This window comes from Nocardiopsis sp. NPDC006832, from assembly GCF_040635885.1.
Taxonomy (GTDB): Bacteria; Actinomycetota; Actinomycetes; order Streptosporangiales; family Streptosporangiaceae; genus Nocardiopsis.
Map to the genome: position 1 here is coordinate 1 of NZ_JBEYLC010000025.1, position 13123 is coordinate 13123.

8 protein-coding genes, 1 tRNA gene and 1 pseudogene are annotated in these 13123 nt (G+C 69.0%); 5 read left to right on the forward strand and 5 right to left on the reverse strand.

What is annotated here, in order from left to right; all coding sequences use genetic code 11:
- Window positions 1–430, reverse strand: a pseudogene (locus tag ABZ717_RS13945) (hypothetical protein); the annotation flags it as partial.
- A 700-nt stretch (window positions 431–1130) separates the two neighbouring features.
- Window positions 1131–1206, reverse strand: a tRNA-Arg gene (locus ABZ717_RS13950).
- A 509-nt stretch (window positions 1207–1715) separates the two neighbouring features.
- On the opposite strand from ABZ717_RS13950, the gene ABZ717_RS13955 reads away from it, so the two are divergent.
- Both ABZ717_RS13955 and ABZ717_RS13960 read left to right on the forward strand, forming a co-directional pair.
- On the forward strand, window positions 1716–2579 hold the full coding sequence (locus ABZ717_RS13955; RefSeq protein WP_358509522.1) for a cobalamin biosynthesis protein: 864 nt from the start codon (window positions 1716–1718) through the stop codon (window positions 2577–2579).
- Window positions 2576–4051, forward strand: a complete 1476-nt coding sequence (locus tag ABZ717_RS13960; protein ID WP_358509361.1) for a cobyric acid synthase — start codon at window positions 2576–2578, stop codon at window positions 4049–4051. The genes ABZ717_RS13955 and ABZ717_RS13960 overlap by 4 nt, the downstream gene beginning before the upstream one ends.
- Window positions 4052–4108: 57 nt before the next feature.
- Here the strand turns inward: ABZ717_RS13960 and ABZ717_RS13965 are convergent, their stop codons facing one another.
- On the reverse strand, window positions 4109–4618 hold the full coding sequence (locus ABZ717_RS13965; protein ID WP_358509363.1) for a hypothetical protein: 510 nt from the start codon (window positions 4616–4618) through the stop codon (window positions 4109–4111).
- A 340-nt stretch (window positions 4619–4958) separates the two neighbouring features.
- On the opposite strand from ABZ717_RS13965, the gene ABZ717_RS13970 reads away from it, so the two are divergent.
- The 3 genes from ABZ717_RS13970 to ABZ717_RS13980 all read left to right on the forward strand — a co-directional run bounded on the left by ABZ717_RS13970 (window position 4959) and on the right by ABZ717_RS13980 (window position 9663).
- Complete coding sequence (locus tag ABZ717_RS13970; RefSeq protein WP_358509525.1) at window positions 4959–7844, forward strand: penicillin acylase family protein; 2886 nt, start codon at window positions 4959–4961, stop codon at window positions 7842–7844.
- A 153-nt stretch (window positions 7845–7997) separates the two neighbouring features.
- Window positions 7998–8501 carry an NfeD family protein gene (locus tag ABZ717_RS13975; RefSeq protein ID WP_358509366.1) on the forward strand — a complete coding sequence of 168 codons (504 nt, stop codon included), beginning with the start codon at window positions 7998–8000 and terminating at the stop codon, window positions 8499–8501.
- A 79-nt stretch (window positions 8502–8580) separates the two neighbouring features.
- The gene (locus tag ABZ717_RS13980; RefSeq protein WP_358509369.1) at window positions 8581–9663 is read left to right on the forward strand and encodes an SPFH domain-containing protein; all 1083 of its coding nucleotides are present in this window, start codon (window positions 8581–8583) and stop codon (window positions 9661–9663) included.
- A 76-nt stretch (window positions 9664–9739) separates the two neighbouring features.
- Here ABZ717_RS13980 and ABZ717_RS13985 read toward each other — a convergent pair whose 3' ends face one another.
- Together ABZ717_RS13985 and ABZ717_RS13990 are read right to left on the reverse strand one after the other, a co-directional pair.
- Window positions 9740–10705, reverse strand: coding sequence for a quinone oxidoreductase (locus ABZ717_RS13985; protein ID WP_358509372.1), 966 nt, complete (start codon window positions 10703–10705; stop codon window positions 9740–9742).
- A gap of 136 nt (window positions 10706–10841) precedes the next feature.
- Window positions 10842–13046 carry a protein kinase gene (locus tag ABZ717_RS13990; RefSeq protein ID WP_358509375.1) on the reverse strand — a complete coding sequence of 735 codons (2205 nt, stop codon included), beginning with the start codon at window positions 13044–13046 and terminating at the stop codon, window positions 10842–10844.
- Window positions 13047–13123: the final 77 nt, after the last annotated feature.

The window sequence follows — 13123 nt, forward strand, 5'->3', positions numbered from 1 at the left end:
CGGCGAGCGTGCGATGGCGGTACTCACCGGCCGGTGGAGAGCGCTGCATCACACCACGATGAGCCCGTCCAAGATCGGGATGATCGTGCAAGCCGAGTTGGCGCTGACCAATATCGAGAAGCAAACTCGCTGAGATCACCTCATTGTAGATGGCGTCTCCATACTTCTTCAGGTCGTCGTTCCACTCGGGATTCTTGACCATCTGGACCATGAAGTCGCCATCGAAGGCCTTGCCGTTCTGCGGGTTGATGATGGTCCTCTGCGGCCATGAGCCTTGAGGAATCTTCTTCTTGAGGAGTGGCCCCAGTTCCTCGTCGGCCTTCAGAAGGTCGTAGATGGCATCGACCCGTCCGCTGAGGGTCTCCAGCTTGAACTTGGAGAGGTTGACGGTGTTGTCGAGAAAGTTCTTGAAGTAGTCGACGTGCCTCATGATGTGCCTCCGATTGGGGTTTGTGCGCAGGGCTCCTGCCCTAGATGATTGAGTCCGATGTCTTCAGCCGTGGTAGGGGCACCACAGCGCTTGCAGAAGGTCGCGCCTCGGGAGAAGACGTCAGTAACGTTCGTTCGATAGAGCTGGAGGAGCACGATGAGGCGGACTTCCCCTCCATGGGGTGCTGGCATCGCGGTCGTGGTGCGAGCCGTCACATACGGAGCAAGGTCGGTCTTCTGGCCACAGGGGCGGTCCCCCGACGAAACTGCCGTGGTACGACGGCTGGCCCGCGCGTGAGTGGAGGGGTATCGCCCCTCCCAGACGGTTAGGTCATAGCTCATGAGTTAAGGCTCTCAAGGCATGACGACATTCTGTTCGACCGTGTATCGGATCTGACCGCCAGGGCGGCCGGGGCTTCGGTGGAATCGGCCGTATACGGCCGGTGGGGTGACAGGACGTGGCCCGGGCCCAAAGCGTGCTCCATGTGACCGTCGGGGCGGCTGTGGGGCGCTGGTGGGTGGCCATGGGGGTATCCCGGGGCGGGGCCGCTAGGGTCACGGAATGGCAAAGTGCTTCGGGAGGTCGACCCCCACCTGCACCCACCTTGTACTGGGGAGCACACGAGGAGCACACATCGCCCAGAAACACGACGAGGACCTCGCCTGAGGTCCTCGTGTACCCCGTCTGACCTGGGGTTTTGTGGCGCACCCGGCAGGATTCGAACCTGCGACCGTCGGATTAGAAGTCCGGTGCTCTATCCACTGAGCTACGGGTGCTCGATTGGGTTGTGACCTGACATTGCTGCGGGTGATCAGGGCGTGACGTTTTGTGGGGTGGGGTGGCGGTCCAGTGGGCGGCTGGTCTGGGCAGTGGTGTCCCGGGCAGACATTCTAGGGTATTCGTCAGATGTCGCCCACGGGAGGGCAAAGACTCACCAACTACGGTGATTCGCAGTTGCGTCTCATTACCACGCGCGCTCCACCAAATCGGTCGCTATGGGCTTCGAGCCCCACGTTACCCGTGATTAACCCCGGGTGCGCCGCTGCGCGGCCGGTGTTTCGTGAACTGGCCGCCCCGGCGCGGGGGCGGCCGGGAGGGTCAGAAGACCCACCATTGACCTGCCAGGACCATCAGTGACGCCACCGCGAACAGCATGCGCTCCCCCTTTCCCTCGACTCTAGAGCCTCTAGGTGTATGGGCCGTTGCATTGCGTGGCAAACCCGGGTTTGCCGTGGTTTGGGCACCCTCGTAGGTGCTGTTGACTGAGAGGGTGAGACGGGGACTGATCGCGGGATTCGTGCTGGACAGGTTGGTGCCGGACCCCCGGAGGGGACACCCCGTGGCGCTCTTCGGGGCGGCCGCGGGATGGTGTGAACGTCGACTTTACCGGGATTCCGTGGCCGCGGGCGTTCTGTTCGTCGGGGCGACGGTGCTTCCGGTGGTGGCGGCGGGGTCACGGCTGCGGGGATCGGCGGTCACGGCCGTCGCGACCTGGGCGGTCCTGGGCGGCAGCATGTTGGGGCGAGAGGCCGAACGGGTGGCCGACGCACTGGAGCGTGGGGATCTGGACGGGGCGCGCACGTTGGTCGGTGGGTTGTGCGGGCGCGAGGTCGAGCACCTGGACGCGGACGGGATGGCGCGGGCCGTGGTCGAGTCGGTCGCGGAGAACACCTCCGACGCAGTGGTCGGGCCGCTGCTGTGGGGAGCGTTGTGCGGCCCCGCCGGGCTGGTGGGGTTCCGGGCGGTCAACACACTGGACGCCATGGTCGGACACCGAAGTGAGCGCTACGAACGGTTCGGCAAGGCCGCCGCGCGCTCGGACGACGTGGCCGGTTGGGCACCGTCGAGGCTGACCGCGTTGCTCGCGATCGCGGCGGCGCCGGTGGTGGGTGGAAGCCCCGAACGGGCGTGGCGGGTGTGGCGAAGGGACGGTGGTGCGCATCCGAGTCCGAACGCCGGGCAGTGCGAGGCCGCGTTCGCCGGGGCGCTGGATCGCGGGTTGGGTGGCACGAACGTCTACGGGGACCGGGTGGAGCATCGACCGGTGATGGGGGAGGGGCCCGAGGTGGGAGTGGCGGACATTCGTCGGGCCGTGCGTCTGGCACGCGTGGTGAACCTGGGCGCGTTGTTGGTGGCGGTGGCCCGGTGAACGCGATCCTGGTCGCCGGTACCACCTCGGACGCCGGCAAGAGCGTGGTCACGGCGGGGTTGTGCCGGTGGCTGGCCCGGCAGGGGGTGCGGGTGGCCCCGTTCAAGGCGCAGAACATGTCGTTGAACTCCACGGTGACGCCGAGTGGGGCGGAGATCGGCCGCGCCCAGGCGATGCAGGCCGCCGCCTGTGGGATCGAACCCACCGCCGACATGAACCCGGTGCTGCTCAAGCCGGGGGCGGGCGGCAGCCAGGTGGTGATCGACGGACGGGCGGTCGGCGAGGTGGACGCCCTGGGCCATGGAGTCATGCGCGAACGCATGCGCGCCGCCTCCTTGGCGGGCCTGGCCCGGTTGCGTGAGGACTACGACGTGGTGGTGTGCGAGGGGGCGGGCAGCCCGGCCGAGATCAACCTGCGGGCCGGGGACATCGCGAACATGGGGCTGGCGCGCGCCGCCGATCTACCGGTGGTGGTGGTCGGCGACATCGACCGCGGCGGGGTGTTCGCGTCGATGTTCGGGACACTGGCGCTCTTGGCCGAGGAAGACCAGGCGCTGGTCGCGGGCTTCGTCGTGAACAAGTTCCGGGGCGACCGGTCGTTGTTGGAACCCGGCCTGGAGATGTTGCGGAACCTGACCGGGCGCCCGGTGTTGGGGGTCCTGCCGTGGCTGGACGGATTGTGGTTGGACGTGGAGGACTCCCTGGCGCTCGGTGTGGATCGGGGGCCCATGGCTCCGCCGCTCGCCCGCACGCTGCGGGTCGCGGTGGTGCGACTGCCGCGGATCAGCAACTTCACCGACATCGACGCCCTGGCCGTGGAGCCGGGGGTCGACGTGCGGTTCGTGACCTCCGCGACGGAGGCCGCCGACGCCGACCTGGTGGTGCTGCCGGGCAGCCGGGCGACCGTGCGCGATCTGGCGTGGGTGCGCGAGCGCGGTATCGACCGGGTGCTGGCGGACCGGCCCGTGTTGGGGATCTGCGGCGGTTACCAGATGCTGGCCGAGTCCATCCGCGACGAGGTGGAGTCGCACGCGGGTTCGGTGCCGGGGTTGGGTCTGCTGCCCACGACGGTGGAGTTCGCGGCGGACAAGACGTTGGGACGTCCGGTGGGATGGGCCTATGGGCAGCGGGTGGAGGCCTACGAGATCCATCACGGCAGGGTGTCCGTGCGCGGGGGCGAACCGTTCCTGGACGGCTGCCGGCACGGTCGTGTGTGGGGGACCACCTGGCACGGAGCCTTGGAGAACGACGGATTCCGCCGGGCCTTCCTGACCGAGGTGGCGCACGTGGCGGGTCGTGACTTCGTGGTGGCTCCGGACACGGACTTCGCTGCCGCCCGCGCGGAACGACTGGACGCGTTGGGTGACCTGGTGGCGGAGCATGTGGACACCGACGCGGTGTGGCGACTGCTCGGGGAGGGTGTCCCGAAGGGGGCGCCGTTCATCCCGCCGGGGGCGCCGGGCGTGTCGTGACCCGGCGCGCGGTCACCGGGAACGCCCGACCGAGGGCGTCCCGGGACACGCGAGGGGTCAGGCCGCCAGGGATCGGGCGTAGTTGACCTGCTGGTTGATCTGACGCACGAGCGCCGGGCTGCTCACCGGGAGCTGTGTGGCGTGGTACCTGCCGTCGGCCTGCACCGTGACCTGCACGTGCCCGGTGGTCTTGGTCTCCTTCACCAGGAGGATCAACAGGCCCAGCAGGCAGGTCCACCAGAAGATGAGGATGGCGACGATGATCGCCCAGGTGGGGGTGGACTGTTCGGTGCGGCTCATGTCCGACAGGGTCCACACGCTGCCCTTGATGGGGAAGCGGCCGGCGGGGGTGATGACGCTGGTCTGGGTGACGGCGATGTCCCCGATGGTGAGCAGGGTGGGTTCGGGGGCGGGGTGGCCTCCCGGGTCGGCCGGCAGGTAACCACCGGTGGGGTTTCCGTAGGGCTCCAGTTGCCCTCCGGAGTGCTGTTGTGGGGGAAGGCCCCAGCCGGGGGTCTGGCCGTCCGGCTGCTGCCAGGGGCGGCCTTGCTCGGGGTACTCGTTCATGTGGGAATTGTGTCAAAGCCCCTGTCCCGGCCGATGCCCTGCGGACGGTCGAGTGTGGATCGTGGCCGGTTGTGGCCACCCTTCGACGTTCGGTGGCGTGGTGGATACGGGTTGTACGCAGCCGTTTCGGCTGGTGTGGCCTGGCTCACCGTAAACGTGGCGCTCCGAACCGGTGTGCGGTGGACCCTCCCGAAAAACATGAAAGTCTTTCGCGATTTCCTTACTCGTGCGTAACCTTTCGCTGATCCATCGCCCGCACCCCCAGGTGGTGACGTATATGTCTCCCGCACCCCCGCCCCTTCGACCCTCCTCGCGCAGGATCCCGTTCCGCGCCGGCGCCATGGGCGCGGCCCTGGCCGTCACGGCCTCCCTCGCAGCCGCCCTGCCGGCCCCCCCGGTCATGGCCGAGCCGGTCGCCTACGAGGACTACTGCGCGCCCTCCGGGTGCCACGACATCCTTCCCCCGGGCCAGAACGGCAACGCCACGCTGGTCGAGATCCTCGGCCACCAGGTCTTCGGCACACGCCCGGAGCACTCCTCCAGCCAACTCGACATGTACGACGACCTCGTGCACCACTACGACGGACTCACCGAGGAAGGCCTCGACGACTTCTTCCAGGACGCCTCCTACGGCGTCGACGAGGACGAGGTCGACCGCGAGTACCGGCCGCGCGAGGACGTCACCATCGTCCGCGACGCGGCGCACGGCATTCCACACATCACCGGCACCACGCGAGAGGGCACCATGTTCGGTGCCGGGTACGCGGCCGGTGAGGACCGCCTCTTCCTCATGGACATCCTGCGCCGGGTCGGTCGCGGTGAGCTCACCTCCTTCGCCGGCGGAGCGGAGGGCAACCGGGGCCTCGAACAGGACCTGTGGGCCACCGCCCCCTACACCGAGGAGGACAAACAGCTCCAGATCGACCGGATCGCGAGCGAGGGCGGCGAACGTGGCGAGCAGGCACTCGCCGACGTCGACTCCTACCTGGAGGGCGTCAACGCCTACATCGAAGAGGCCGACGGCGGGCGCTACTTCCCCGGCGAGTACGTGCTGACCGGGCACAAGGACGCCATCACCAACTCCGGTGAGATCGAGCCCTTCACCACCACGGACGTCGTGGGCATCGCCGCCATGGTCGGCGGCATCTTCGGCGGCGGTGGCGGCGGTGAGGTCCAGTCCGCGATCGTCCTGGCCAACTTCCAGGACCGCTACGGAGCCGAGGAGGGCCTGGAGCTCTGGCGGGCCTGGCGCATGGAGAACGATCCCGAGGCCTCCGTGACCGTCGACGGCGAGTTCCCCTACTCCCAGACCCCCGACGATCCGATCGGTCAGGTCGTCCCCGATCCCGGCTCGGTCGAGCCCTACGACATCGTCCACGACGAGTACGGTTCGGCGGCCCCGGACGCCGCGTCCCAGGCCTCCACCACCGAGGCCCCGGACGTCCCCGAAGCCGACGCGCCCACCGTGGCGGAACTCGACGAGGACCAGCGGGCCGAGCTGGAGGAGATGGTCGAGGAGGGCGATCTGTCCGCCGCCGAGGGCATCTTCGACGACGGAGTGCTGCCCGAGGGCTTCATGGACCCGCGCGGCATGTCCAACGCCCTGCTGGTGTCCGGCGAGCACACCGAGAGCGGCAACCCCGTCGCGGTGATGGGACCGCAGACCGGATACTTCTCCCCGCAGCTGCTCATGCTCCAGGAACTCCAGGGGCCGGGCATCAGCGCGCGCGGCGCCTCCTTCGCGGGTGTGAGCTTCTACGTCCAGATGGGGCGCGGGGTCGACTACGCCTGGAGCGCCACCTCGGCGGGCCAGGACATCACCGACACCTTCGCCGTGGACCTGTGCGAGACCGACGGCTCCGAGCCCACCACCGCCTCGCGTTCCTACGTGAACTCCTCCGGCGACTGCGTGGACTTCGAGGCCCTGAGCGTCAGCAACGACTGGACGCCCACCATCGCCGACGGTACCGAGGAGGGCGGCTACACGCTCACCTCGCTGCGTTCCGAACACGGCCTGGTGAGTTCCTTCGCCACCGTCGACGGGGCACCGGTGGCCTTCACCGAGCTGCGGTCCACCTACATGCGCGAGGTCGACTCCATCATCGGGTTCCAGAAGTTCAACGACCCCGACCTGATCAACTCGGCGGAGACCTTCACCGAGGCCGCCCACGACATCGCCTACGCGTTCAACTGGCACTACGTCGACGACCAGGACATCGCGTTCATCAACTCCGGCGACAACCCCGTCCGGACCGAGGGCACCGACCCCAACATGCCCATCGACGCCTATTCCGACGCCGGCTGGTCCGGTTGGGACCCGGCCACCAACGGGGCCGACTACCACCCGCCGTCCGACCACCCGCAGCAGATCAACCCGGACTACATCGTCAACTGGAACAACAAGCCGGCCCAGGGCTACACGTCGGGCTGGTCGACCGGTTCGGTGCACCGGAACGACCTGCTGGACGGTCGCGTCTCCGGCCTCATCGAGGACGGCCACCGCTTCACCACGGCCTCCCTCACCGGCACGATGATGGAGGCCGGGGTCGCCGACCTGCGCGCCGAACAGGTCCTTCCACTGCTGTTGGAGGTCATCGACACCGCGGAGGTGGACGACCCCGAACTCGCCGAGACGGTCGAGTCCCTGCGCACCTGGGCGGACTCGGGGGCCCTGCGCCGCGAACCCCAACGCGACGCCGGTCACTACGAGCACGCCGACGCCATCCGGGTGCTGGACGCCTGGTGGCCGATCCTGGTGCGAGCCCAGTTCGAACCCGGTCTGGGCGAGGGTCTGTACGAGGAGCTGACCCGCGCCGTCCAGACCGACGAGTCGCCCTCCGGCTCCATCGGCGGCGGCGAACCGGGCAGTGTCAACCAGGGGCAGCCGCACCGTGGTTCGGCGTTCCAGTACGGCTGGTGGTCGTACGTGGACAAGGACCTGCGAACGGCCTTGGACCAGGAGGTCGACGGCGCGCTCGGCGACCGGGTCTACTGCGGCGAGGGCGACCTCGGCGACTGCCGGACGGTGCTGCTGGACAGCCTCGCCTCGGCCGCGGCCACCCCGGCCGAGGAGGTCTACCCCGGGGACGAGCACTGCTCGGCCGGTGACCAGCTGTGCGCCGACACCGTGATCCACCAGTCGGTGGGCGGAATCGACATGTGGCCGATCGCCTGGCAGAACCGGCCCACCTACCAGTTGGTCTACGAGTTCTCCGGCGGCCGGTGACGCCCACCACCCGCGCATAGGGGACGAGAGCGGCCCGTGGCATCCCGCCACGGGCCGCGATCCTGTATCCATTACCGGATTCTTGTGGTTGGCCAGGGTTGTGTGGGTAGCTTAAGGACTACCCGAAACCACAGCGGGAGGGCCGACAGGAACATGCCTGCTTGGCTGATCTGGATCATCCTCGCGGCCGCCCTCGGGGCCGCCGAGTTCTTCACCCTGACCTTCGTCCTGGGGTTGCTGGCCACCGCCGCACTGGTCGCCGGCCTCCTGGGGGCCCTGGGACTACCGGTGGTCGTGCAGATCATCGGGTTCGCCGCCGCCTCCGCCGCCGGGGTCTGGCTGGTCAAACCGATCATGGACCGGCAGATCGCCCGCGGACCGGACGTTCGTTCCGGCACGGCCGCCCTGGTGGGGCGATCCGCCTTGGTCCTGGAGCCGGTCGACGCCGACCACGGACTCGTCAAGCTCAGCGGGGAGGAATGGTCGGCGCGGTCCATCGACGAGGACCTCGTCATCCCGGTGGGCGCGCACGTCGACGTCGTGGAGATCGACGGGGCCACCGCCGTGGTCTATCCGCGCGAGGCGTTGCCCGAACCCATCGAGCCGAACGGTCCCGACCAGACCCGACCGGGACAGGACCGTCCCGAAGCGGACTGATCACGGCCACCACGGTCACCACGGTCATCCGAAACCGAGCCGCACAAGCCACCAATCGACCTAGGCACAGGTACAGAAGATGGACCCTGCGATACCGCTCATCATCATCGCCGTTCTCCTGGTCGCCATCGCTTTGTCGGCGATCCGAATCGTTCCCCAGGCCCGCGCCTACAACATCGAGCGCTTCGGCCGTTACATCCGCACCCTCGACCCCGGACTGAACTTCATCATTCCGGGGGTGGACCGGGTCAACTCCAAGTTCGACCTGCGCGAACAGGTCTTCAGCTCGCGTCCCCAACCCGTGATCACCGAGGACAACCTGGTGGTCAACATAGACACCGTCCTCTACTACCAGGTGACCCAGCCCAAGGCCGCCGCCTACGAGGTCGCCAACTACATCCAGGCAATAGACCAACTCACCGTCACCACGCTGCGCAACGTCATCGGTTCCATGGACCTGGAACGCACGTTGACCTCCCGCGAGGAGATCAACACCCGGCTGCGCGGGGTCCTCGACGAGACCACCGGAAAGTGGGGCATCCGCATCAACCGGGTCGAGATCAAGGCGATCGACCCGCCGCCCACCATCAAGGAGGCGATGGAGAAGCAGATGCGGGCCGACCGCGACAAGCGCGCGGCCATCCTGCACGCCGAGGGTGAACGCCAGTCCCGCATCCTCAAGGCGGAGGGCGCCCGCCAGCAGGCCATCCTTGAGGCCCAGGGTGACCAGCAGGCGGCGATCCTGCGCGCAGACGGTGAGGCCAAGGCGATCGAGCAGGTCTTCCAGGCGGTGCACGCCAACGACGCCGACGCCAAGCTGCTCGCCTACAAGTACCTGGAGACCCTGCCGAGCCTCGCCGAGGGCGAGGGCAACACGTTCTGGGTGATCCCCGGCGAGTTCACCGAGGCGGTCAAGAACGTCTCGCACGCCTTCGCCGGCGACGCCGCCAAGACGGCTCCGTCCACGGAGAAGGGGCAGCGGGAGGCGGGGGACTCGGGCCCCGCGCAGATCACCGGCCCGGACCCGGCGAGGTCCACCTCATCTCAGGCGGCGGCGCAGGCCGCGGAGGCCGCCGAGAAGGCGGTCGCCGACGCCCGGGACGACGTTCGCCGGGCCGGGGCCAACATGGGTTCGACCCCGTCCCAGCGCAAGGGCGAGTGAGGCCGACCGGACGGAATCGACGACGATGGCGGTGGTCGCCCCGACAACGGGCGGCCACCGCACGTCGCGTGGACCCTCAGACCAGCAGCAGTTTGCCGGTGGTGGCACGCGAGGTGAGGTCCTCGTGCGCCCGGGCCGCCTCCTCCAACGGGTAGCGGCCGCCGACCCGAACGTCCAGACGCCCCCGCTCGACCAGTTCGAACAGGTCGCGGGCCCGACCCAGCAGCTCCTCGCGGTCGGTGACGAAGTGGGCGAGGGAGGGGCGGGTGAGGTAGACCGAACCGGCGCTGTTGAGCCGCTGCGGGTCCACCGGTTCCACCAGGCCGCTGGACTGCCCGAACAGGGCCAGAACCCCGCGCGGGCGCAGCGAGGCCAGGCTCGCGTCGAAGGTGTCCTTGCCGACGCCGTCGTAGACCGCCGCGACGCCTTCGCCGTCGGTGAGGTCACGGACGGCTTCGGCCACCGGGACCTCGGTGTAGCGGACGATCTCGTCGGCGCCGGCCGCGCGGGCGACGGCCTCCTTCGCCTCCGTGGAGACGGTGCCGATCACCCGGGCGCCCCGGGCCTTGGCCAGCTGGGTGATGAGCAGCCCGGTGCCGCCCGCGGCGGCGTGCACCAGGATGGTCTCGCCCTCGGCCACCGGGTGTACCGAGTAGGTGAGGTAGTGGGCGGTCATGCCCTGGAGCAGCAGCGCGGCGGCCTGTTCGTCGGTGACCCCGTCGGGGACGGGGACCGCCAGGCGGGCGTCGACGGTGGCGCGGTCGGCGTACCCGCCGGGCGACATCGCCCAGCCCACGCGTTGTCCCACCTTCAGGTCGGTGACGTCCTCACCGACCGCCGTGATCGTGCCCGAGGCCTCCATGCCCGGAACGAACGGCAGGTCCACCTTGTAGACGCCGCCGCGCTGGTAGACGTCGATGAAGTTGACGCCCCGGGCGGCCACGTCCAGGAGCACCTGGCCCGGGCCGGGGGTCGGGTCGTCGATCTCCTGTGTGCGTAGGACCTCGGGTCCGCCGAACTCCTCCATCACGATGGCGCGCATGTCGTCTCGTCCTCCCTGTCGCGATGACCTCCGAGGGCCACCGGATCACCCTGGTCGTCGTGGCCTCGACGCTAACGCGCCCGCCCTCGGGAGGGAACGCCCGCTTCGGAGCCGGGTGGGACCGAGGATGGATTCCCTACTCGGTGTCGACGCGGTGTAGCGCGAAGTCCGTGTACGCCACGGCGATCTGTTCGTTGCCGGAGGCGGCCCGTTGGATCAGACCGACCTGGCGTCGCTCGTCGTCGTCGAGGTCGGAGCTGTCCGGCAGCGGTTGTTCGTCCACGGTGCTCAGCGCGAGTTCGTCGTTGATCCACATGCTCAGGTCCATGTACGGGTCCTCGCCCTCCTCGGTCACGTACTCGCAGGAGAACTTGAGGTTGTTGGTGACCAGGTCACCCAGGTTCGTGTCGTAGGGAAGACCGTCGACCTCGCTCTCCTCGTCGAACAGGTCGTAGGTGGAGAACCCCTCGATCTCGGTGGTGGAGGCGAGCGCGGTGCTGCCGCTCTCCTCGGTCACCCGACGGATCTGCGCCTCGCCGCCGTCCAGGCGGACCTGTGCCTCGTACATGGTGCCCTCCTCATCCTCCTGTCCCCAGCAGTAGGCGCCCGTGGTCGCCTCGCCCGGACCGGAGAGGGGCGCCATGGTGGTGCTGATGAGGACCTGCGGGGGCGTCTCCCCGACGGAGGGGACGCGCGCGCCTTGGCCCTCCTTGAACGACGAGTCGATCGAGACCACCATGGCGTTCTGTTGGTCCCAGTACCCGATGCTGTTCAGGTCGGGGTATTGCTGGTCGAAATGGGTGGAACTCGGCCAGTCGGGGTCCGTGGCGAAGTCGGTGGTGTAGATGCTCGTGACGTTCTCCGGAGGGGCGTCCGATCCGGAGAACAGCGCGAAGCCGCCGATGGTGGCGACCAACACCAGCGCGACCGCACCACCGCCGATGAGCATGAGCTTGCGCCGGCCGCCACCGGAGGCGCCGTTCACCGGCTGTCCGGGGCCGTTCGGGACGCCGGGACCACCGGGGCCGTTCGGGCCGCTGTGCATCCCGTACGCGGCTTGACCGTACGGGGGCGCTTGCCCGTGCCACCCGACCTGTCCCTGGCCGTGCTGGGGGCCGGACTGCGGGTGGGCACCGTGACCTCCCATGGGGCCTTGCCGGTGCCCTTGCGGGTGGAAGGCCTGGGTTCCGGGCGCACCGGGGACGCCCGGCTGCCCTTGGGGACCGGAGGGGCCCTGGAACCCGGGCTGCCCCGGGGCGCCCGGCCCGCCCTGGTGCGCCTGTCGGGTGTGCGGCGGGACCGGACCGCCGATGGGCGGGGCGACGCCCCCATTGGGCGTCTGCCCTTGGCCGGGGCCCTGAAGGTGTTCGGTCGGCACCTGGTCCGTGGGAGCGGCACCCGTCCGCCGCGGACCGGATTCCTCCGGCGGTGGCGTGCCCGCCACCGGAGCGCTACTCGGTGGTGCCCAGGAGGTACTGATGGTCCGTCGTACCTCCGACTCCTCCGGGTCCTCCTGACCGGTCAGCTTGGCCAGCAGTTGCTGGGAGGAGGGACGGTTGGCGGGGTTCTTGTCCAGCGCGCCCCCGACCAGGTCCAGCAGGCTCGGATCCAACCCGTCCAGCTTGGGTTCGGCCGAGGAGATGTTGTGCAGCACCGCGGGCACCGTCGCCGCGTCGAAGGGCGCGTCCCCGATGCCGGCGAACGCCACCAGGCAACCCCAGGCGAAGATGTCCGCGGCCGGTGTGGCCTGCTCTCCCAGGATCAGCTCCGGCGCCATGTAGGAAGGGGTGCCCATGAGCTGACTGGAACGGGTGATGCCGCCGCCGGCGTCGTCCATGGCGCGGGCGATGCCGAAGTCGATCACCTTCGGCCCCACAGTGGACAGCAGAACGTTGGCGGGTTTGAGGTCGCGGTGGATCACCCCGGAGCCATGGATGGCGGTCAACGCCGCGGCCACGCCCATCGCCAGACCCTCAAGGGTGCCGCCGTGCATCGGCCCCTGCGCGCGCACAGCCTCGTCCAGGTTCGGGCCGGCCACGTACTCCGAAACGATGAACAGCGGCTCGCTCTCCAACCGGGCGTCGATGACCCCGGCCGTGGAGAAACGGGCCACCCGCCTGGCGGCGTCCACCTCTCGGGCGAACCGTTTCCGGAAGGACTCGTCGTCGGCCAGGTCCGGGTGGATGAGCTTGACGGCGACGGAGCGGCCGCCGGGATCCTCGGCGAGGTAGACGGTGCCCATGCCGCCGCGTCCGAGCCGACTGACGATGCGGTAACCGTCGAGTTCGCGCGGGTCGCCCGCGCGCAGGGGTTTGCCGCTTGAGTGGCCGTTGGACGTCACAGTCGAGGGTCCTCACAAATCGTGTGATAAGCGCCTATCAGCGTACCGACGCCGGTACCGGAGCGCGTTTCGGAGGG